The organism is Pseudomonas sp. BF-RE-21 (assembly GCF_019947305.1).
In the GTDB taxonomy this organism is placed as follows: domain Bacteria; phylum Pseudomonadota; class Gammaproteobacteria; order Pseudomonadales; family Pseudomonadaceae; genus Aquipseudomonas; species Aquipseudomonas migulae.
On the sequence record NZ_JAGYGF010000033.1, the window covers coordinates 34,941 to 53,275 of the forward strand.

The window sequence follows — 18,335 nt, forward strand, 5'->3', positions numbered from 1 at the left end:
CGTACGCAGATCCCCCTGTAGGAGCCGGCTTGCCGGCGAAAAACGTCTAGGCGACGCGTTCATTCAGACAGCCCGCGTTATCGCTGACGTCCATCGCCAGCAAGCTGGCTCCTACAAGGGAAATGCATATGTGTTTGGATAAATACGATCAACTGTAGGAGCCGGCTTGCCGGCGGAAAGTGTCTGGGCAACGTGTTCATTCAGACAGCCCGCGTTATCGCTGACGTCCATCGCCAGCAAGCTGGCTCCTACGGGGTAATGCGTATGCATTTGGATAAATACGATCAACTGTAGGAGCCGGCTTGCCGGCGAAAAGCGTCTGGGCAACGTGTTCATTCAGACAACCCGCGTTATCGTTGGCGTCCATCGCCAGCAAGCTGGCTCCTACAAGGGAAATGCATATGCATTTGGATAAATACGATCAACTGTAGGAGCCGGCTTGCTGGCGAAAAGCGATTGGACAACGCGTTCATTCAGACACCCCGCGTTATCGTTGGCGTCCATCGCCAGCAAGCCGGCTCCTACAGGGGGATCGGTGTACATATCCGGAATGAGTGAACGCATGCACCAAAGAGCCAGGTCGGCTTTCAGGCCGCCTCGGCGGCTGTGGCGGTAGTCGCCCCCTCGAGAGGCCGAGTGGAGGTTCTGCGCAGTGGGCAACCCGGCATGGATGCCGGGTTAGCCGCGCACGGCCAGGGATGGCCGATCGCGGCGGGCCCACGGAGCAGGACCGGAGCGAGGGCATGGCGAGCATTAGCGAGCCACCGAACGAAAGGGGCAAAAGCGCTTTGGTTACTTTCGCGCTTTTCGAAAGTGACTCGCCGTAAGGGCGAAACCATACGCAGCCGTTACCACAGCAACGGATATGCCCCCCTCAAAAACCACACCACCAAGGGCCCCGCCATGATTCAACTACACTCTGAAAGCGATCAAGCCGTCGCGGTTGTCAGGCCCAGAGCAGTCAATGCCACCCACTCACGCTAACCGAATGTCGCGCACCCTGATGTATCTCATCATCATCGTTACCGCGTTGTACCTGGCGCTCTGCATCGCGCTGTTCGTGTTCCAGCGTGCCCTCATCTACTTCCCGCAACCCGCCGCACTCGGAACGCCCGAAACGCTGCTCACGCTATCGGTGGCGGACGCACAGGTGCAGGTCACCGTCAAACCGCACGACGGGCCAAATGCACTGATCTATTTTGGTGGAAATGCCGAGGACGTTTCGCGCAACCTGCCCGTATTTTCCCAGGCATTCCCCGACCATGCCCTGTACTTGCTGCACTATCGGGGCTTCGGTGGCAGCACCGGCTCACCTTCCGAAGAGGCGATTTCCCGCGATGCCCTGACCTTGTTCGACAAAGTCTACGACACCCATCCCCACATCGCCGTGGTCGGCCGCAGCCTGGGCTCGGGCGTCGCCGTGCGCCTCGCCAGCCAGCGCCCGGCCTCCCGACTGATCCTGATCACCCCCTACAACAGCCTTGAAGACCTCGCCGTCCGCCAGTACCCGATATTCCCGGTGAAATGGCTGTTGCAGGACAAGTTCGAATCGTGGAAATACGCCGGGCACATCTCGATACCGACGCTGTTACTGGCGGCCGGGCAGGATGAAGTCATCCCGCCCTCCAGCACGGAAAAACTCTACGGGCATTTCGCCAAAGGTGTGGCGACCCTGAAGGTTATTCCTGGCGTGGGGCACAATTCGATCTCCGACAGCCCGGAGTATCTGAAGCTGATGGAAGACGGGTTGTAGGTCACTCGGTCATTTGCGCGCCAACTTAAAGCGCACGCAATCTTCGTAGAAACTCTGGCGCAGCGCCGCAGGTTTGATCCGCGACGGGCTGTCGTAGGTTTGCTCGGTAATACCCATGGCCGTCATGCGCATCCACGGTTTGCTGAACTTGTAGGTCTGTAATTTCTGGCGAGCGGCGTACAGGGAAACGCCAGCCAGTTTGAGTTCCTGGGCTCTGGCTGCAGTGCCCGCGCCCCAGCTGCACATATACCGGTCATTGGCTTGAAGGTCTTTGGCCTGGGCGGAGACGGCGATGCCAGCCAAGCCTAACGAAATCAGCGTAATCCATACATTGCGCATTTAAAGCCAGCCCTAACCACCTGAAATTAAAGTGATTCTGTCTGTAACTTTCGGGCTTCGGGGCCAGCAAAATGCCTTATTTCAAAGCTTCTCAGTTTCCCGTGACCAGCTTGAGTCCGATAACACCGCCCAGGATGACCAGGATGCACAGTATCCGCAGCAGTGTGGTGGCGTCGCCCAGCACCGCCATCCCCAGTATCGCGGTGCCCGCCGCGCCAATTCCGGTCCACACCGCGTAGGCGGTGCCGACGGGCAGGGTTCGCAGCGACAGTGAAAGCAGAAAGACACTGGACAAACCGGTCGCGGCTGCCAGCAGTCCCGGGGTCAATCGGGTAAATCCGTCTGAGCCCTTCATGAAAAACGCGAAGGCAATTTCGAGAATGCCGGCGATGCCAAGCAGTGACCAAGCCATGGTGTTAACTCCTTTGGTTGACCCGCCGAGCGTGACCACCCGGCGAGTTCTATTGATTCAAGGGGATGGTTCAGGCGTTGTTGGCAGCGGCGGGTTTCGCCCGGAACGTCACGCCGAACCGGTTGAAAGCGTTCATCAGGCCGATCGCGTACGTCAGGTCTGCCAGTTCCTTATCGCCGAATTCGGCAGACGCAGCGGCATAGTCGGCATCGGGAACGCCGGTTTCCGCCACGCGAGTCACCGTTTCCGCCCAGCTCAGCGCAACGCGTTCGCGGGCACTGAAGACTGAACCGGCATCACGCCATACCGGCACCAACACCAGTTTTTCTACGCTGACACCGAGCTTGAGCAGGTCCCGGGAATGCATGTCTATACAGAAGGCGCAGCCGTTGATTTGCGACACCCGCAGGTAGACCAGGTCAATCAGCTCGTGGGAAAGACCGCTGTTCTGCAGGTAGACATAAACCCCGCCGAAAGCCTTGTAACCTTCAGGTGAAGCCTTGGCGTAGTCGAGACGATTACTCATGATGAGTCCTTGTGTTTGCTGGTTGAGGGACTTCATCGTGTCGTGTCTTGGCCTTGTTGATAAGGTCCATGATCGGCCTTGAGTCATGGGCCATGATTCGGCAATCATGGCCCAGTGATTAACCGGATTCATGGACCTTTGGCCTGGGTCATGAGCTTCATAGAATGATTCCCTCCACACAGTTCAAACCGGGTGAATCATGAAAATCCTCCACGTTACTTGCAGCCCTCGCGGCGAAGCGTCCGAAAGCTATCGGCTGTCGAAAAACATCATTGGCTTTTTGCTGAAGGCCCATCCAGCGGCAACCGTGATCGAGCGGGTGGTCGGTGGTGACGCGCTGTCCCCTATCGACGAGCCTTACGCGATTTCCCAACAGGCGTCCGCCGATGTCACAGAGACAGGCTCTATCGCCCGATCCGAAGCGCTGATCGAGGAGCTGCACAGTGCCGATATGCTGGTGATTGGTACGCCGATGCATAACTTCACCGTGCCTTCGACACTCAAGCTCTGGATCGATCACATCGCTCGGGTCCGACGCACGTTCAATGTCGGTGCGCAAGGCAAAACCAGCCTGCTGCAGGACCGCCCGGTGTATGTTGCAGTGTCCTCTGGCGGCAGGTTTTCCGGAATGACCCCGCGGCAACCGGACTTTCTCACGCCGTACCTGACCGCCGTGCTGGGTATGATCGGGCTGCACGACGTGAATTTTTTCTCCGTAGAGGGAACCGCCATGGGCCCGGAGGCCGTCGCCGCCGCCAGGGACAAGGCGGGCCAGGCACTACAAGCGCATTTTTCTGCGCACGACACGGGCGAGGCCAATGACCCTTCAAATCAAAAACTTCTCACCCCTTGATCCGACCTCGCCGGAGCCGATCTACCGGCAAATCTACTGGCGATTCCGCGGCGCGATCAGTGACGGACTGCTCGCCCCCGGGGACCGGATTCCTGCGGCCCGGGCACTGGCAAAAGAGCTTGGTCTGGCGCGGGGGACCATCGACACCGCGTATTCACTGCTGACGGCGGAGGGCTATCTGCTGTCGCGGGGTCAGGCGGGCACCGTGGTGGCGCCGGGGGTCAGCGGCAGGAAGCCTTCGGCGCGTACGGAACACCCGTTTAATGCGACCGCCAGCGCCTCGATCAGGCACAAGGCAGCGGTCCTGCCCTTTCAAATGGCCTTGCCCGCGCTGGATGCCTTTCCGCGAAAGATCTGGTCGCAGATCGGCGCACGCTGCGTGCGCGCCACGCGCATTCCCGACATGGCCAATCCGTCGGTGTTGGGGCTGGAATCGTTGCGCACGGCGATTGCCACTTACCTGCAAGTCTCACGGGGCATTACCTGCTCGCCCGCGCAAGTGTTCATCACCTCGGGATACCGCAACACACTGGCACTGATCGCTCACACGCTGCTCAAGCCCGGCGACCGTGTGCTCGTGGAAGACCCCGGCTACCTGCCGACCCGCCAGTTGCTGGCGCATCTTCAGATCAAGGTTGCCCCCGTGCCGGTGGATCAGGACGGCATGCAGGTCGCGCAAGGGGTGAGCAGCGCGATGGACGCACGAGCGGTGGTGGTCACACCGGCACATCAAAGTCCCCTGTGCGTGTCGCTGTCACTGCCGCGCCGACTGGAATTGCTTGAGTGGGCCAGCCGGCAGCAGGCCTGGATTATCGAGGACGATTACGACGGCGAATACCGCTACGTCAGCCGTCCCCTGCCCGCGCTGAAAAGCCTGGACCGTGATGGCCGGGTGCTCTACGCCGGCACCTTCAGCAAGGTGCTGTTTCCGGGGATCCGCCTTTCGTACCTGGTGGTGCCGCCAGCGCAGGTCGAACGCTTCGAACACGTCAGCGAGACCTTTCTCGGCGGTTGTCCGGAACTGACCCAAGCCATCGTCGCCACGTTTATGACCGAGGGGCATTTCGCGCGCCATATCCAGCGCATGCGCAAGCTCTACGGCGAACGCCGGGAAGCGGCGGCGCGCGGATTGAAGAAAGTCCTGGGTGAACGCATCCGCATCGATCCGCAGCCGGGTGGCATGCATCTGATTCTGCGGCTGATGGAGGCACAGTCCGACCGATTGCTGGTCGAGCGCTTGTTGGCGGCCGGTCTCTACGCTGAAGCGTTGACCGATTGGCGTGTGCATGACGAGACCGATTCCGCGCTGTTACTCGGGTTTGCCAACATTGATTCGCAAGAGACTGCCGAGCAGTTGGGAAAACGGATTCTGGCGTTGATGTAGGGGCCAGGTTCGAGGGCCCTATCGCCGGCAAGCCGGCTCCTACAAGGGTTTTGCGTGCACCGCAAAACCCTTGTAGGAGCCAGCTTGCTGGCGAAGGCGGCCTTGAGAACAACACAAAAAACCAGTCATGGCCCAATCAAGCGGCTGACTCATGGACCTGTCCGCCTTACCCATCTCACCGCATCATCGGCCACCGACCACCACCCGGAATAATCCGATGCCCAGCTCTTCCCCACTCCACAGCATCGCTGTGTTCTGCGGCTCCAACTATGGCTTCAACCCCGACTACGTGGCAGGCGCCCAGGCCCTCGGCCGGGAAATCGCCCGACGCGGCATACGCCTGGTCTATGGCGGTACCGACAAGGGTTTAATGGGCGTGATGGCCGATGCCGTACTCGCCGAGGGCGGTGAAGTGCTCGGCATCATCACGCGCTTGCTGTTCGACCTTGGGCATCTTCATGACCGTCTGACCGAACACGAAGTGACGCCAGACATGCGCAGCCGCAAGACACGCATGAGCGAATCGGCGGATGCGTTCATCGCATTGCCCGGCGGGCTGGGGACGTTTGAGGAGTTGTTTGAAGCGGCAACCCTGACCCAATTGGGTGAACACCACAAAGGCGTCGCTTGCCTGAACATCGGCGGTTTTTTCGACCCGGTGCGCAGCCTGCTCGACCATGCGGTGAACGAAGGCTTCATGAAGACCGAACACAGCCAGATGCTGATGTTCAATACCGACCCGGCGGCACTGCTCGACGCGCTCGAACAGTGGCAAGCGCCCACCGTCACCAAATGGATCGGGTCGGCGGCTTGAAAGGCGTTTCAGCGCTTAGCGATGCACCCGGTTCCGCCCAGCGCGCTTGGCCTGGTAGAGCGCGTCATCGGCGCGGGTCAGGAGGCTGTCCAGGTGCTCGCCGGGTTGCGCGAAGGCCACGCCAAAGGATGCCGTGATCGTATCGAGCACCTTGCCATCAACCCGCGCCTTGATCCGCAATGACTGGATTTTCACCCGCAGTTGCTCAGCGAAAACAGCGGCACTCGCCAGGTCGGCACAGTGTTGCAGAATCACGCAGAACTCTTCACCACCGTAACGCGCCGCCGTGGCGTGGGGTGGCAGCGAACTGCGCAACACCTGCCCGACATGCTGCAGCACTCGGTCGCCCAACGGGTGACCGTACTGATCATTGAATTGCTTGAAGTGATCGATATCCAGCATGACCAGCGCGACGCCCTGGGATTCATTGCTCAGCGCCTGCTCCAGCAAACGGGTAAACGCGGTGCGGTTGAGCAATTCGGTCAGGCCATCGAGCGTGGCCGCCAGTTGTGCACGCTCAAGCTTGCTGCGCAGGCTCTTGATCTCGCTCTGGGCGGAGTGCAGTTGGGTGAGGAACTGTTCCTGCTGACTGTGCATCAGCTGGGTGCTTTGTTGCAGCTCACTCAAAATGCCCGGCAAACGCTCGTTGACGGGCGACTCGAGCATTTCCAGGCAACGTCCCAGACTGCTCTGGAAGTTGAGATTGCCCTCCACGCTGCGCGAAACGTCGCGCTGCATGTCGTCCACCAGATTGATCGCCTGTTGCTGCCCGGCGCGAGCCTCTTCCAGCTCGTCGCGAATGATGTAGTCGCGGAAAAGCCGGGTGGCGGATTCCGGCGGGAAGCAATCGAAGTCTTTGACCACCCGGTCCAGGTGACGATTGAGTTCGGGGTCCAGACCTTTGCTGTAGGTGTACCACAGCGCGTAATGCACCGGATTGGGCGGGATGTTGTGACGAACCATCAGCGGAATGGCTTGTTTGAGCAGCGCCGCGGCCTCGCGGGAATCTTCCGGATACAGCGCAAGGGCAGTCGCACGCGTCTCTGATTGGCTCATGACATCACTGTGGTTGTTAATGATTGGCAAATGCAAAACGATGCGAGCATAACCATACGCATGACAAACGGCCATCCCCCTGTGTATTGCCGTGCCATTCGGGTTGATTCAGGTCAGTTTTATGGCCTGCATTTACCACCGCGACAGCGTGCGTACAAGGGCTTTGCGGTGTGCAGATGCTTCGGAGCTGCGAACACGGTCTTGTAGGAGCCGGCTTGCCGGCGATGAGGCCTTCATGCGCTGCGGTGTGCCTGAGGACGCCATCGCCAGCAAGCCGGCTCCTACAGTGGTTTTGTGGTGTGCAGATGCTTCGGTGTTGCGATCACGGACCTGTAGGAGCCGGCTTGCCGGCGATGAGGCCTTCAAACCCTGCGGCGTTGCTGAGGACGCCATCGCTGGCAAGCCAGCTCCTACAGGGATTTGCGGTGTGCAGATGCTTCGGGGCTGCGAACACGGTCTTGTAGGAGCCGGCTTGCTGGCGATAGGGCCTTCAAACGTTGCGGTGGATTTGAGGACGCCATCGCCAGCAAGCCGGCTCCTACAGTGGTTTTGCGGTGTGTTTAGCTGCCGGCGTCGCCGTGTGCTTCTTCGAAGAAGTAGTCCTTCCAGCTGGCCGCCTTGTTCTTCAGTACGCCCAGTTCCTGCAGTTTCTCGGCGTAGACCGCCGTGCGCTGCGGCACCACCGTGAAGTTGATCTCTGGATCGTTGACGATTTTCTCAACCAGCGGCAGGGCCAGCTTCGATTGTTCGACGCGGATGTAGGTCTGGGCGGCAGCGGATTTGTCGGCCTTGATGATTTTTTCCGCTTCGGCCAATGCGTCGTAAAACGCCTTGTAGGTTTTCGGGTTTTCGTCGTGGAATTTTTCCGTGGTGTACAGCACGTTGAACGTAGCCTGGCCACCCAGCACGTCGTAGGAACTCAGCACCTTGTGCACGTTGGGATTCTGCAGTTCCTGATACTGGAACGGCGGGCTGGAGAAGTGCGCGTTGATCTCGGAACCTCCGGCGATCAATGCCGCCGTCGCATCCGGGTGGGCCAGGCTGATCGAGATGTCGTCGAATTTCTTGTAGTGGTCATTGCCGAACTGCCTGGCCGTTTCAATCTGCAAGGTGCGCGACTGGAACCCTACCCCGGCCGCAGGCACGGCAATGCGATCCTTCTCGGTGAAGTCCTTCAGGCTCTTCACATTCGGGTTGTTGGTCAGCAGGTAGTTGGGCATCGAGCCCAGCGAAGCAATCGCCTTGACGTTCTGTTTGCCCTTGGTGCGATCCCAGATCGTCAGCATCGGTGGCACGCCCGCCGACACCACATCCAGCGCGCCGGCCAACAGCGCTTCGTTCATCGCCGTGGCACCGGAGATGCTGTTCCAGTCGACCTTGATATCGAGGCCCTGGGCCTTGCCGTGCTTCTCGATGAGTTGCTGGTCGCGAACCACATCCAGAATCAGGTAACCGATGCCGAATTGCTGGGCGATGCTGATCTTGCCTTCGGCCTGCGCGCCGGGACTGAGTAACGCACTCATCGCCGCCAGGGAGGCTGCCAGGAGGGTCAACGCTGAACGCTTGTAGGGAATTGCCATGAAATGCTCGCTGTGAGTGGACGAATCAGAAATAAAGCGACGACGAGGACTATTCCTCCACCGCCAGTGTCTTGTTCAACTCCCCGATTTTCTCCAGCCGCGCCCGGACGATGTTGCGGCTGATGTTCAGCAGGCGTCCGGTCTGCAACTGGTTGCCGTGGCAGAACCGGTACGCCGCGCGGAAAATGGTTTCTTCGATATGTTCGTAAAGGTCCGGGATGTTCTGTTCGAACAGCGCGTTGAGGGCGGCTTCCAGGTCCACCGGGCCGGCGACGGCGTGGCTGGTTTGGCTGGCCTGTTCCTGGCGGATGCCGGAGGAACGCATGTCCACCAGGTGCAGATCCGCCGGGGCGACCCGCTGATTGCGGCACACCAGCAACGCGTGGTGAATGGAGTTCTCCAGCTCGCGGATGTTGCCTGGCCAGCTGTGCTCCAGCAGCTTGCGTTCGGCTTCGACGCTCAATGACGCACGGTTGTAGCCCAGGCGCTGGCAATGTTCTTCAAGGAAAAACTCGGCCAGCGGCAGGATGTCGCCCGGTCGTTCGCGCAAGGGCGGCAGGCGAATGGTCGCGACGTGCAGACGGTAAAACAGGTCCTCGCGAAAATGCCCGGCGACGACCGCATCCGCAAGGTTGACGTTGGTTGCAGCCACCAGCCTTACGTTGATCGGGATCGGCGTGCGCGAGCCCAGGCGCACCACTTCGCGCTCCTGCAAGACCCGCAGCAGTTTGACCTGCATGTTCAACGGCAGATCACCGATTTCATCGAGAAACAGCGTGCCGCCATTGGCCGCTTCGAACCACCCGGCCTTGTTGGTCGTGGCGCCGGTGAAGGCGCCTTTTTCGTGGCCGAACAGCTCACTTTCCACCAGGGTTTCGGCAAACGCACCGCAGTTCACCGCCACGAAGGGTTCGCGTCCGCGGCGGCTCAAATTGTGGATATGCCGAGCGACCAGTTCCTTGCCGGTGCCGGTCTCGCCAATGATCAATGTGTTGGCTTCACTGGGCGCCAGGCGCTCGATGCGGCTGAGCAATTCCTGGGAGCGCGGGTCCTTGAACACCAGGACGGTGGCTCGCACCGACTTGGTCAATTCGCGAGCGTTTGGATGAGTGATCAGCGACATGGTGCATTCCTGGCAGTAAAAGCGCGTGCTCAATAGTGCATGAAGTTGTTTAGACTAAAAAATTCTTAATTAGTATTTATATATTCCCAAAAACCATATGCAACACAACTGCTGCCAGCCTGCTGCTGGAGCAGCAATTGGCACGCACCGGCCTGCTTGCACATCAACACCCCACGCTCCCGACCGCTCCCTCCCCTCGCCCTGAAACCCACGCCCTGCGCTGCCTGCAGCGCGTTTTTCGCGCAGTGGCATGCAATCTGCTCTCTCCCATGTGCAGCGCAAAACTTTGTAGGAGCTGGCTTGCCGGCGATGGCGTCCTCAGAAACGCCGCAAGGTTTGAAGGCCCCATCGCCAGCAAGCCGGCTCCTACAAAGACTGTGTTCACAACGCAGCAGCATCGGACACCGCAAAACCCTGTAGGAGCCGGCTTGCCGGCGATGGCGTCCGCAGAAACGCCGCCAGGCTTGAAGGCCCCATCGCCGGCAAGCCGGCTCCTACAAAGACCGTGTTTCGCCAATAGCCATTTAGGGAGAGTTCAATGAAACGTTTCTGGCGCAACAGCCTGGTCGCCTTGACCGGGTTTCTGCTCAGTGCCACGGCGCTGGCCGGACAGGCACCGGCGTCGGTGAAGATCGCTATCGTCGCGTATACGCAGGGTGGCAAACCGGTATTCGGCGGGATCGCCGGGCGGGTGATCGAGGACGGTTGGCTGGAACAGCAGCTGGCGCAGCGCGGTGTGAAGCTCGACTGGATCGCCCTGCCCCACGCCGGTGCCGGGCCGCAGATCAACGAAGGCTTCAGCAACAACAGCATCGACTTTGCCGTGCGCGGCGACCTGCCTTCCGTGATTGCCGGGGCTGGCGGTGTGCCGGGCAAGCTGATCGTGCCCGGTGGCAGCGGCAACAACATCTATCTGGTGGTGCCCGCCGGTTCCAGCGCCAACAGCATCGACGACCTCAAGGGTAAACGCCTGGCCCTGCATCGCGGTCGTCCGTGGGAGTTCGCGTTCAGCAACTTCCTCGCCAGCAAGGGCCTGAAGCTCGACGATTTCAAGATCGCCAACCTCAATCCGCAAGTTGGCGCCGCAGCGGTGTCCGCTGGCAAAGTCGATGCGGCCGTATTGCTCAGCGAAGCCTATGCGCTGGAAGACAAAGGCGTCGGCAAGATCATCTGGTCGACCAAGCAAGGCGCCAACGACTGGCGTCTGGTCTCCGACCTCTGGGGCACCGACAGTTTTGTCGCGCAGCACCCGGACATTACTCAACTGCTGGCGACCGCCTGGATCAAAGCCGCCTGGTGGATCTCCCAGGAACAAAACCAGGACGCCTACTACGAACTCTCCTCCCGCGCCGGCACCGCTGAAAGCGTGCTGCGCCGCGACGACCAGAACGATCCCGTGGCCTGGAAAGACCGCTGGGCGCCGAAAAGCGACCAGCAACTCAAGGCCCACTATCAGGCGCTGACCGCCTATGCGCTGGCCAATCACCTGATCCGCGACACCTACGACATCACCCCTTCGCTGGCCACCGGTTTCACCAACCAGGCGCTGATCGATCTGAAACTCACCGACTACTGGCCGGCCCTGCGCGGCCAGGTCAGCAACAATCCATGAATAGGGAAATCCAGATGAAACTGCCGCAACAATTCGTTTTCGGTCTGAGCGTCCTGGCGCTGTCCATGAGTGCCATGGCCGCCGGTGCCCACGCCCCCAAACCCGACCCGCAACAAGGCGATGGCCGCGTCTCGGCGTTCTACACCTGGCAAGAGTTGATCCCGGCCACGCCAGGCAAACTGCTGCGCAGCGAGCCGCTGGAAAAAACCCTGAGCCTGCCCAACGCCGCCAGTGCGCAGCGGATTCTCTACACCTCCACCGACGGCATCGACAACAAGACGCCGATCGTGGTCTCCGGCACGTTGTTCCTGCCCAAAGGCAAGGTGCCCGCCGGTGGTTGGCCGGTCGCCAGCTGGGGGCATGGCACGGTCGGTGTGGCCGATGTGTGCGCGCCGTCCTGGCAAGGTCGCTCCTACCGTGACGTGCAATACCTCAGCCGCTGGCTGGATGAAGGTTATGCCATCGTCGCCACCGACTATCAGGGCCTCGGCGTCCCCGGCGGTCACCCGCTGCTGAACAATCGCATGGCCGCCTACGGCATTCTCGACGCGGCAAAAGCCGTGGTTGCGGGTGTTCCGGGGCTGGCCAACAAAGTGCTGATCGTCGGTCAGTCCCAGGGTGGCGCGGGCGCCTTCGCCTCGGCGGCGTATGCACCGACCTATGCACCGGACCTCGGCGTCAAAGGCAGCATCGGCACCGGCGTGATCTACACCGTCGGCGCGAAAAACGTCGGTGAACAGGACGTCAACAAAGTCGATGCGTCCCTCGCCTACGGCTTCTACACCCTGCTCGCGGCCCAGCAATACGACCCGAGCATCAACCCCAAGGATTTCTACACCGACAAGGCCCTGCCGCTGTTCGAACAAGCGCGCACCAGTTGCCTGGCAGCGCTGGTCAGCGATGTGGTCGGTGTCGGCCTGACCCCGGCCAATGCCAAGAAAGACTACAAGGGCGACCAGCTCGCCGCGTGGCAAAAACAGGTCTCCTACCCGACGCTGAAACTGGCCCAGCCGATCTTCATCGGCACCGGCGCCGAAGACAAAACCCCGGCCGCCTCGACGCAAGTCGCGCTGATGCAGGACGCCTGCAAGACCGGCTCGGTGGTTGAAGGCCATCTCTACAAAGGGCTGGGCCACAGCGAAACGGTCAACGCCTCGCTCAAGGACTCGGTGCCGTTCGCGCACAAGGTCATCAACGACCAGCCCATCACCCCGATCTGCAGCCCCAGCGTGCAATAAGACGGAGCCTTCGACATGAGTATTGAATTCTTCACCCGCCTGCCCCTGCATGGCGAAACCCAATTCCTCCCCGGCGACCCGCGCAACCGTGGCGACTGGCACCGTGGCGGCCCGAGCACCGGCGCCGTCTCGGGGTTCAGTGTCGGCGATCACTTCACCTACATCGACTACCTCGGGCAGATCGCCAAGGCTGCCGAGATCAACGGTTTCGGCGGTGCGCTGATGGTCAACGCGCCCTCCGGCGAGGAGCCGTGGACGGTCTGCTCGCTGCTGGCCCGGGAAACCCGCACGCTGAAATTCGTCACCGCGTTCCAGCCCTATCACTACACGCCGTGGATAGCGGTGCAGCAGGCCGCGACCTATCAACGGGCGACCGGCAACCGGCTGGTGTGGAACATCATCAACGGTGGTTCGGATGCAATTCAGCGCCAGGTCGGCGATTTCAGTGATCACGATGAACGTTATGAGCGCGCCATCGAGTTCATGGACGTGGTCAAGGGATACTGGCACAACGAGAATTTCCACTACGAGGGCAAGTTCTACAAAGCCGAGGGTGGTGGCCTGCGCGGGCCGTTGAAGAAAGCCGAGCTGCCGCTGATCTGCACCGCCGGCTCGTCGATTCCCGCCCGGGAATTCGCTGCCAAACACGCTGACTTCTACCTGATGCGCGCCGAGCACCCGAACGAGATTGCCGCGCTGATCGCCGACATTCGCGAGCGCGCGCTGAAGTACGGGCGCAGCGACATTCGCTTCGGTCTGTCGATTGACGTCATCACCCGCGAAACCGAGGAACTGGCCCGCACCGAAGCCAGGCGCTTCTTCGATGAAGGCATCGCCAGGGGCGCGGTCAAGGCCGTGGCCGCGCATGCCGGGCTGCGTACTGCGCGCAAACTCAGCTATGAAAACGAGTTCGCGCAGAAGACGGAAACCCAGAGTTTCGATGACTTTTTCATCCACCCGAATGTATGGACCGGCTTCGGCTACATCGGCATTCCGCCGGGCTGTGCGCTGGTGGGCAGTTATGAAAATGTCGTGGCGCGGATTCGCGAGTACAACGCCATCGGCATCGACCTGTTCTTCCTCGCCGGTTACCCGCATCTCGAAGAAGCCTATCGCTTGGGCGAGCACATCCTGCCGCACTTTCGCGGCGAGCGCGCCGAACTGAGCCGCCCGCTGCCGGCGCCGCTGGAACTGCGTTCCGCCAACGGCCCGGCCGGAGCCTGATGCCATGAGCGAGGATCATTCATTGTTCAGTCGCCGGGATTTTCTCGGTCACAGCGCACTGCTCGGCGGCGGTTTGCTGCTCGGTGGCGGCCTGCTCGCCGGGTGTGGCCCGAGCGGCGAAAAAACGGTGGCGGCGATTGCCACTGCCGACGATCAGCCGCGTTATGGCGGACGCCTGCGCCTGGGGATTCTCGACGGCAACCAGAGCGGCAACCTCGATGCGCACAAACCCATCGGCAGCGGCATCGTTCGCGGCTTTGCGCTGTACAGCAAGCTGTGGGAATGGGACGAGCAGATGCAGCCGCGCCTGGCCCTCGCCGAGTTCGCCGAGCCGAATGCCGACGCCAGCAGCTGGACGTTACGCCTGCGCCCCGGGCTGGAGTTCCACCATGGCAAGACCATCGATGCCGATGACCTGATCTTCTCGATCCGCCGCCTCACTGACCCGCAACTGGCCTCGCCCTATGCCGCGCTGTTGCACTGGGTGGACCGCGACAATCTGGTCAAGCTTGACTCGCGCACCGTGCGCCTGAACTTCCGTGAAGGCCGCAGCTATATGCCGCTGGCGGAAACCTGGGTCAACTTCGGTGGCATCGTGCCGGTGGACTATCACCCGGTGAGCAATCCGGTGGGCGCGGGCCCCTACAAACTGAAAAGCTTCACCCCCGGCCAGCGCTCGCTGTTCACCCGCTTCGAGAACTACTACAAGGACGGCAAACCCTACGCCGACGAACTGGAAATCATCGACTTCAAGGATCAGGTTTCGCGCTTGGCGGCCCTGCGTTCCGGGCAGATCGACATGGCCAACGTGATGCCCACCGAACAGCTGGAAGTGCTGCAGCACGACCCTCGGCTCAAGGTGTTGAAATCGGTGACCGGCAACTGGTTGTCGTTCGACATGAACCTCGACAAGCCACCGTTCAACGATCCACGGGTGCGCGAGGCCTTTCGCTTGCTGGCGGATCGCGAAGAACTGGTGCGCCGGGCGCTCAACGGTCAGGGCCGCGTGGCCAACGACCTGTATGCGCCGAGCGATCCGACCTTCAACCACACGCTCGGGCCGCGTCCCCACGATCCGCAGCGCGCGGCGCAATTGCTCAAGGAGGCCGGCTACGAAAACCTTGAGCTGGAACTGGTGACCACGCCGGGGCCGGGGCTGACGTCGGCGCTGGTGCTGGCCGAACAGGCCAAGCGCATTGGCGTCACGCTCAAGGTCAAGCAAGTGGACCTGGCCACGTTCCAGGGACCGCTGCGCACCGACTGGACCTTGAGCACCGGCGGCAGCATCGGCGCGCCGTTCCTGGCCAGTGCGATCCACACCGACGCGCCGTTTGCCGTGGCCAACAAGACGCACTTCAAGGATGCGCAGTTCAGCGAGCTGTTTCTGGCGGCCATGGCCCAGCCCGATCTGGAGAAACGCAAAGCGTTGGTGCATCAGGTTCAACAGATCCAGTACGAACGCGGCGGCATGCTGATCTGGGGCTACGCCGACCTGCTCGACAGCGTGGCCAACCGCGTAGGCGGCGCGGCGGCGGAAGAGTCGCTGTTCAGCACCTGGCGGTTTGAAAAGCTCTGGTTGAAAGACACCGCCTGATCCGCACCAGCGCTGGCGATTGACACGAAACGGCCTGCCTGACACCCCGGCGAATCATGCGGCGTGGTCCACCTGATGCCACACGGACCTGTAGGAGCCAGCTTGCTGGCGATAGCGTCATAACGGCCGCCATCGCCAGCAAGCTGGCTCCTACAGAGTCGTGTGGAGTGTCAGTCGAATTGTGTTTAGGCAATTCCATAAATTTATCTATCGAGGCACATGTTCATGCCCTCTATCGGCTTCGTTCGTCCCGCTTCTGGCCACGCCCTGGCGTTGGTCATGGTTTCTACCCTGTCGACACTAACCTTCGCCGCCGACACCCAACTGCAAACCGTCACCGTCCAGGCGAGTGCCAGCGAGTCCGACGATGACGCGCTGCCCACCCGGCCACCCACATCCGTCTACGGCGGCATCGAAACCAAGGTGCTCGACACGCCGCGATCCATCACCCAGATCAACGCCGAGCAACTGGCCAGCGACTCGATCCGCAGCGCCGATGATCTGGTGAAATACGCCCCCGGCATTACCCGCGGAGGCGGCCAGAACGCCGGCCTCGCCCCGCAGTTCCGCGCCCAGGGTTCCGAAGTGTTCCAGGACGGGCAACGCGCATACGGCGTGCGCCACCCGGCCAACTTCAACGCCTACGAAGGCGCCGACATCGTCGCCGGCCCGTCTTCGGTGACCTACGGTTCGGTGTCGGGCAGTGGCGGATACGTCAATTACCTGAGCAAGAAACCCAATTTCAACGAATTCAAAACCAAACTCAGCGGCGAACTGGGCGCCTGGGTGCCGGACGGTGAATCCCGCGATTCCAGTAAATTCAGCATCGACAACACCGGGCCGCTGACTGACAACCTCGCCTATCGCCTGAGCATCACCAAGCAGCGCCAGGAAGACTTCTACGACAACGTCGACAACAACTTCGACGCGTTCTACGGCGCCCTCGCCTGGCGCAACGACACGGTGCGGGTCGACTGGAACGCCAGCTACGACAATTACTACGACTACAACATCACCCACGGCTGGAACCGCGCCAACCAGGAACTGGTGGACAGCGGCAAGTACTACGCCGGGCGCGCCACGCCGATCATCCAGAACGGCAACACCCTGTGGTCACCGGTGCTGGCGTCCGGCGCAGCCGATGCGTCGACCCTCGGCTGGGTCAAACGCCAGCGCAACGCACAAGGTCAATACAGCGTGGTCAACGGCAGCTTCCAGACGGCCTCGCCCAACACCCAAAGCAGCCCCGGCAGTTTGCGCGGCTGGGTGTATGACCCGACGTTGACGGGCAATGGCCTGACCAGCCTGTCGTCACAAACCGGCCAGCGCGACGAGGATGAAAACAGCTCGCGGCGCTTCACCACACAGCTGCGGGTCGAAGCCGACCTGACACCAACCATCACCCTGGCCAACAGCACCTTCTACCAGCGCTCCAAAGACATGACCGATGCGGTCGGTTCTTTCCAGGTGCAGTCCAAGGACAATCTGTTCGATAACCGCTTCGAATTCCGCTCGCGCAACGAGGTGCAACTCGGCGGCTTGACCCTGCGCGATGACAGCAACACCGGGGTGATCTACCGCCGCGAGTTCAACCAGTCGATCGCCGCCAACAACAATTTCGGCTCGACCATCAACGCCTATGACTTGACCCAGGACCCGTCGGGCAAGAATCCCGGCACTTTGCTGGGCCTGACCGGCTCCAACCCCGCCGGCGGCAATGGCGCCTGGATCGGCCAGCCCGGCGTGGCGCAATTCTCCAACTACTACGGCTGGCTGAATCTGCCGGCGATGTACCCGGCGGGCCACGGTTTATACGCCGAGTCGGTGGCGCCCTACACCGCCGAAAGCACCTGGACCACCAAGACCCTGTTCAGCCAGCACAACCTGCGATTCGGTGACAGCGTCGGTCTGAACATTGGCGCCAGCCGCAGCTGGATCGACGCTGAAATCGAGAACCCGTTCGTGCTGGCCGGCGGCAATCCGCGCAAGGACAGCGACAATTATCGGCTGTTCGCGTTTCAGGTCAGCCCGTACGTCAAACCGACCGAAAACAGCACGCTGTATTACACCTTCGATCGCTCATTGGCGGTCAATACCGGGTTCTTCTCCAACGGCCTCGGCTGGGGCAGCGGCGCCGGTGCCAATCAGCTCAACCCGCTGGCCTTCCAGAGCCTCAGCGTGTTGCACGAAGTCGGGCTGAAAGTCGAAGCGGTGCCCAACGAACTGTTCATGACCCTGGCCGCGTTCAAGCAGGCGCGGGATCAATCGCCCGACAGCAATAACAACATTGCCCGACTGGTGATCAAGGGCGTGGAATCGACCCTTCGCTACCAGCCGGACAATCACCTGCGCAGCGGCCTCAACCTGTCGAAACTCAGCGCCTACAACGAGTTTGCCTCCCAGGCCGGTTTCGCCTCGGCCGGGTTTGTGCCCGACAACGGCACGGTGTTCGGCGACAACAACAGCCTCAATCAGCGGCCGTCCGGGCGCTTCGACGCGGTGCAGATTCCCGAGTACACCGCCAGCGGTTATGTCGACTATCGCTTCGACTCGGGCTTCGGCGCCGAGCTGTCCGGCTGGTGGACCAGCAGCTGGTATTTGAACCTGAGCAAGACCGTGAAAATCCCCGACGAGTACAACCTCGACCTCGCGGTGTATTACCGCCAGCCGCAATGGAGCACCACGTTGCGGGTGCTCAACCTGACCAACGAGCTGAACTTCGTCAGTGGCCTGGCCGGTTCGACCAACACCTTTTTGCAGCCCATGCCTGGCCGTACGTTGCTGGCCCAGGTGGATTACCAGTTTTAACGCAGCCGCACCTATCGCT

General features: G+C 61.2%; 15 protein-coding genes. 9 read left to right on the top strand and 6 right to left on the bottom strand.

What is annotated here, in order from left to right; translation table 11 throughout:
• Window positions 1–964 precede the first annotated feature (964 nt).
• Window positions 965–1,753: an alpha/beta hydrolase gene (locus tag KGB25_RS19910; protein WP_223436364.1), complete on the top strand. Its 789-nt coding sequence runs from the start codon at window positions 965–967 to the stop codon at window positions 1,751–1,753.
• A gap of 9 nt (window positions 1,754–1,762) precedes the next feature.
• Here KGB25_RS19910 and KGB25_RS19915 read toward each other — a convergent pair whose 3' ends face one another.
• From KGB25_RS19915 to KGB25_RS19925, 3 genes are all read right to left on the bottom strand, one after another.
• On the bottom strand, window positions 1,763–2,092 hold the full coding sequence (locus KGB25_RS19915) for a hypothetical protein (RefSeq protein ID WP_008041150.1): 330 nt from the start codon (window positions 2,090–2,092) through the stop codon (window positions 1,763–1,765).
• 91 nt (window positions 2,093–2,183) lie between these two features.
• Window positions 2,184–2,504 (bottom strand): DMT family transporter, encoded by a 321-nt coding sequence (locus tag KGB25_RS19920; RefSeq protein WP_008041149.1) that lies wholly within the window; start codon window positions 2,502–2,504, stop codon window positions 2,184–2,186.
• A 70-nt stretch (window positions 2,505–2,574) separates the two neighbouring features.
• On the bottom strand, window positions 2,575–3,030 hold the full coding sequence (locus KGB25_RS19925) for a carboxymuconolactone decarboxylase family protein (RefSeq protein ID WP_008041147.1): 456 nt from the start codon (window positions 3,028–3,030) through the stop codon (window positions 2,575–2,577).
• Between the two features lie 199 nt (window positions 3,031–3,229).
• Here KGB25_RS19925 and KGB25_RS19930 point away from each other — a divergent pair, with 199 nt between their 5' ends.
• The 3 genes from KGB25_RS19930 (at window position 3,230) to KGB25_RS19940 (ending at window position 6,081) form a co-directional block, all read left to right on the top strand.
• Window positions 3,230–3,883 (top strand): FMN-dependent NADH-azoreductase, encoded by a 654-nt coding sequence (locus KGB25_RS19930; RefSeq protein ID WP_223436366.1) that lies wholly within the window; start codon window positions 3,230–3,232, stop codon window positions 3,881–3,883.
• Complete coding sequence (locus KGB25_RS19935; protein ID WP_223436368.1) at window positions 3,849–5,267, top strand: PLP-dependent aminotransferase family protein; 1,419 nt, start codon at window positions 3,849–3,851, stop codon at window positions 5,265–5,267. Before KGB25_RS19930 ends, KGB25_RS19935 begins: the two co-directional genes overlap by 35 nt.
• A 217-nt stretch (window positions 5,268–5,484) precedes the next feature.
• Complete coding sequence (locus KGB25_RS19940) at window positions 5,485–6,081, top strand: TIGR00730 family Rossman fold protein (protein WP_008041144.1); 597 nt, start codon at window positions 5,485–5,487, stop codon at window positions 6,079–6,081.
• A gap of 15 nt (window positions 6,082–6,096) precedes the next feature.
• Here the strand turns inward: KGB25_RS19940 and KGB25_RS19945 are convergent, their stop codons facing one another.
• The 3 genes from KGB25_RS19945 to KGB25_RS19955 all read right to left on the bottom strand — a co-directional run bounded on the left by KGB25_RS19945 (window position 6,097) and on the right by KGB25_RS19955 (window position 9,840).
• Complete coding sequence (locus tag KGB25_RS19945; protein ID WP_223436370.1) at window positions 6,097–7,137, bottom strand: GGDEF domain-containing protein; 1,041 nt, start codon at window positions 7,135–7,137, stop codon at window positions 6,097–6,099.
• A 560-nt stretch (window positions 7,138–7,697) separates the two neighbouring features.
• Window positions 7,698–8,717: an ABC transporter substrate-binding protein gene (locus KGB25_RS19950; RefSeq protein WP_008041137.1), complete on the bottom strand. Its 1,020-nt coding sequence runs from the start codon at window positions 8,715–8,717 to the stop codon at window positions 7,698–7,700.
• A 49-nt stretch (window positions 8,718–8,766) separates the two neighbouring features.
• Window positions 8,767–9,840, bottom strand: coding sequence for a sigma-54 interaction domain-containing protein (locus tag KGB25_RS19955; protein WP_008028129.1), 1,074 nt, complete (start codon window positions 9,838–9,840; stop codon window positions 8,767–8,769).
• Window positions 9,841–10,378: 538 nt separating this feature from the next.
• On the opposite strand from KGB25_RS19955, the gene KGB25_RS19960 reads away from it, so the two are divergent.
• The 5 genes from KGB25_RS19960 to KGB25_RS19980 all read left to right on the top strand — a co-directional run bounded on the left by KGB25_RS19960 (window position 10,379) and on the right by KGB25_RS19980 (window position 18,316).
• The gene (locus KGB25_RS19960) at window positions 10,379–11,452 is read left to right on the top strand and encodes an ABC transporter substrate-binding protein (protein ID WP_008028127.1); all 1,074 of its coding nucleotides are present in this window, start codon (window positions 10,379–10,381) and stop codon (window positions 11,450–11,452) included.
• 14 nt (window positions 11,453–11,466) lie between these two features.
• Window positions 11,467–12,690 (top strand): lipase family protein, encoded by a 1,224-nt coding sequence (locus KGB25_RS19965; RefSeq protein WP_223436372.1) that lies wholly within the window; start codon window positions 11,467–11,469, stop codon window positions 12,688–12,690.
• A gap of 15 nt (window positions 12,691–12,705) precedes the next feature.
• On the top strand, window positions 12,706–13,914 hold the full coding sequence (locus KGB25_RS19970; protein WP_223436374.1) for an LLM class flavin-dependent oxidoreductase: 1,209 nt from the start codon (window positions 12,706–12,708) through the stop codon (window positions 13,912–13,914).
• Window positions 13,915–13,918: 4 nt separating this feature from the next.
• Window positions 13,919–15,508 (top strand): ABC transporter substrate-binding protein, encoded by a 1,590-nt coding sequence (locus KGB25_RS19975; RefSeq protein WP_223436376.1) that lies wholly within the window; start codon window positions 13,919–13,921, stop codon window positions 15,506–15,508.
• A gap of 225 nt (window positions 15,509–15,733) precedes the next feature.
• On the top strand, window positions 15,734–18,316 hold the full coding sequence (locus KGB25_RS19980) for a TonB-dependent receptor plug domain-containing protein (protein ID WP_317850758.1): 2,583 nt from the start codon (window positions 15,734–15,736) through the stop codon (window positions 18,314–18,316).
• Window positions 18,317–18,335 lie beyond the last annotated feature (19 nt).

Excerpts from the sequence above, each read along its gene's own strand:
- KGB25_RS19910 (WP_223436364.1), top strand. The coding sequence starts at position 965 with ATGCCACCCACTCACGCTAACCGAATGTCGCGCACCCTGATGTATCTC.
- KGB25_RS19915 (WP_008041150.1), bottom strand. The coding sequence starts at position 2,092 with ATGCGCAATGTATGGATTACGCTGATTTCGTTAGGCTTGGCTGGCATC.
- KGB25_RS19920 (WP_008041149.1), bottom strand. The coding sequence starts at position 2,504 with ATGGCTTGGTCACTGCTTGGCATCGCCGGCATTCTCGAAATTGCCTTC.
- KGB25_RS19925 (WP_008041147.1), bottom strand. The coding sequence starts at position 3,030 with ATGAGTAATCGTCTCGACTACGCCAAGGCTTCACCTGAAGGTTACAAG.
- KGB25_RS19930 (WP_223436366.1), top strand. The coding sequence starts at position 3,230 with ATGAAAATCCTCCACGTTACTTGCAGCCCTCGCGGCGAAGCGTCCGAA.
- KGB25_RS19935 (WP_223436368.1), top strand. The coding sequence starts at position 3,849 with ATGACCCTTCAAATCAAAAACTTCTCACCCCTTGATCCGACCTCGCCG.
- KGB25_RS19940 (WP_008041144.1), top strand. The coding sequence starts at position 5,485 with ATGCCCAGCTCTTCCCCACTCCACAGCATCGCTGTGTTCTGCGGCTCC.
- KGB25_RS19945 (WP_223436370.1), bottom strand. The coding sequence starts at position 7,137 with ATGAGCCAATCAGAGACGCGTGCGACTGCCCTTGCGCTGTATCCGGAA.
- KGB25_RS19950 (WP_008041137.1), bottom strand. The coding sequence starts at position 8,717 with ATGGCAATTCCCTACAAGCGTTCAGCGTTGACCCTCCTGGCAGCCTCC.
- KGB25_RS19955 (WP_008028129.1), bottom strand. The coding sequence starts at position 9,840 with ATGTCGCTGATCACTCATCCAAACGCTCGCGAATTGACCAAGTCGGTG.
- KGB25_RS19960 (WP_008028127.1), top strand. The coding sequence starts at position 10,379 with ATGAAACGTTTCTGGCGCAACAGCCTGGTCGCCTTGACCGGGTTTCTG.
- KGB25_RS19965 (WP_223436372.1), top strand. The coding sequence starts at position 11,467 with ATGAAACTGCCGCAACAATTCGTTTTCGGTCTGAGCGTCCTGGCGCTG.
- KGB25_RS19970 (WP_223436374.1), top strand. The coding sequence starts at position 12,706 with ATGAGTATTGAATTCTTCACCCGCCTGCCCCTGCATGGCGAAACCCAA.
- KGB25_RS19975 (WP_223436376.1), top strand. The coding sequence starts at position 13,919 with ATGAGCGAGGATCATTCATTGTTCAGTCGCCGGGATTTTCTCGGTCAC.
- KGB25_RS19980 (WP_317850758.1), top strand. The coding sequence starts at position 15,734 with ATGCCCTCTATCGGCTTCGTTCGTCCCGCTTCTGGCCACGCCCTGGCG.